Origin of the sequence: Pseudomonas sp. EGD-AK9 (assembly GCF_000465935.2) — a bacterium.
Lineage (GTDB): Bacteria > Pseudomonadota > Gammaproteobacteria > Pseudomonadales > Pseudomonadaceae > Aquipseudomonas.
Genome location: NZ_AVOF01000492.1, coordinates 1 through 1,801 on the forward strand (window position 1 = coordinate 1; position 1,801 = coordinate 1,801).

General features: G+C 70.2%; 2 protein-coding genes and 1 pseudogene. 2 read left to right on the forward strand and 1 reads right to left on the reverse strand.

Annotation, left to right across the window (positions count from 1 at the left end):
• Positions 1-227, reverse strand: a pseudogene (locus tag N878_RS19365) (histone deacetylase); the annotation flags it as partial.
• Positions 228-296: 69 nt separating this feature from the next.
• Between N878_RS19365 and N878_RS19370 the strand changes: the two are divergent.
• Together N878_RS19370 and N878_RS19375 are read left to right on the forward strand one after the other, a co-directional pair.
• Positions 297-857, forward strand: a complete 561-nt coding sequence (locus N878_RS19370; protein ID WP_021445215.1) for a GNAT family N-acetyltransferase — start codon at positions 297-299, stop codon at positions 855-857.
• Positions 854-1,801: SagB/ThcOx family dehydrogenase (locus N878_RS19375; protein ID WP_021445216.1), on the forward strand; the 948-nt coding region annotated here is incomplete at its 3' end. The genes N878_RS19370 and N878_RS19375, both read left to right, overlap by 4 nt.

Here is a 1,801-nt window from a genome sequence, read left to right on the forward strand (position 1 = left end):
TCCTCGTGCGCCAGCTCGCCGGCCATGTAGCGGGCGATATAGTCCGGGCAGTGGGCCAGGGCGAGGATGTCCGCCGGGCAGAGCGCGGGGCGCTGCAGCTGGGCGTCGGTGGTCAGGCCGCTGGCGATCAGGTGATCGCGCAGCAGGCGGAATTTTTCCATGGGGAAACGGTGCCCGGCGGGGAAGGGCGGGCTGTAGTCCTCGTGGTAGACCAGCGGTAGCGGCATAGAATAGGTATCAACGAATCGAGCGACCGAGTATGGCCGCAGCCTTCCTCCCTACTCAAGCGAGCCGCCATGCCGCCTATCGAGACCCACAGCCCGCGCCTGCTGCTGCGCGCCTGGCGCGACGCCGACCTGCCGGTTTTCGCCGCGCTGAATGCCGATGCCGAGGTGATGCGCCACTTTCCCGCACCGCTGGACGCCGCGCAGAGCGCGCAGCTGCTGGAGCGCATCCGCGAGCATTTCGACGCGCATGGCTATGGCTTCTGGGCGCTGGAGCGGCGCGACACGGGCGAACTGATCGGTGTCACCGGCCTGGCGCAGGTCGGCTTCGATGCGCCTTTCGTGCCGGCGGTGGAGATCGGCTGGCGTCTGGCACGGGCTCACTGGCGTCAGGGCTATGCCCGCGAGGCGGCGCGCGCGGCGCTGGCGGTGGCCGTCGAGCGGCTCGGCCTGGAGCAGGTGGTGAGCTTTACCGTGCCGGCCAATCTGCCGTCGCAGGCGGTGATGCGCGCCATCGGCATGCAACGTGACGAGAGCGGCGATTTCCGCCATCCGCGCGTACCGGACGGCCATCCGCTGCAGCCGCATGTGCTCTATCGCATCCGCCGCGCGCAGTGGGAGGCGCAGCGATGATGGACGTGCTCGCCTATCACCGACTCAGCAAGCATGCCCCCGAGCGTTTCGCGCCGGGGCCGGGGCAGCTGGACTGGGCCACCCAGCCGGCGCCGTTTCGCCGCTACGAGGGCGCCCGGATGATCGAGCTGTACCACCGCCCGCTGGAAGAGGGCCCGGCTTACGACGCGGCATTCGCCGGGCCGCAAACGTCGCCCGCTCCGCTGGATCGCGCTAGCGTCGCGCAACTGCTCTACGACAGCCTGGCCATTTCCGCCTGGAAGGAGGCTGGCGGCAGCCGCTGGGCGCTGCGGGTCAACCCCTCGTCCGGCAACCTGCACCCGACCGAGGCCTATCTGCTGCTGCCGCCCGGCGCGCTCGATAAGCACGGCTTGCTGGCGCATTACGCGCCGGATAGGCACGGCCTGGAAGTGCGCGCCGAGCTGTCGGAGGCGCTGGGCAAGCGGCTGGCCGCAGCATTGCCGGCCGGTGGCTTGTTGCTCGGCCTGGCCAGCATCCCCTGGCGCGAGGCCTGGAAGTATGGCGAGCGCGCCTACCGCTACTGCCAGCACGACCTCGGCCACGCGCTGGCGGCCTTTGCCATCGCCGCCAGTGCGCTGGGCTGGCAGGTACGGCTGCTGCGCGGTGTGGCGGAAGAGCGGCTGGATGCCCTACTGGGGCTGGATCGCAGCGGCTTTCACGAGGCGGAATGCGGCGACTGCCTGCTGTGGATAGGCCCGGCGCAGGAGTCTGAGTTCCGCCTTCCCGAGACCCTGCTCGATGACCTGGCGCAGCTGCAACTGCAGGGCACGCCCAATCGCCTGTCACGCGACTATCGCCACTGGCCCGAACTGCAGCGGGTACATGAACTATGCCGGGCGCCGGCGCTGCCGCCGGTGGCCTGGACTGCCGAGCCGGCCGTCGTGCGCGCGGACAATCCCGGTCTGCCGCTACGGCCGCTCCTG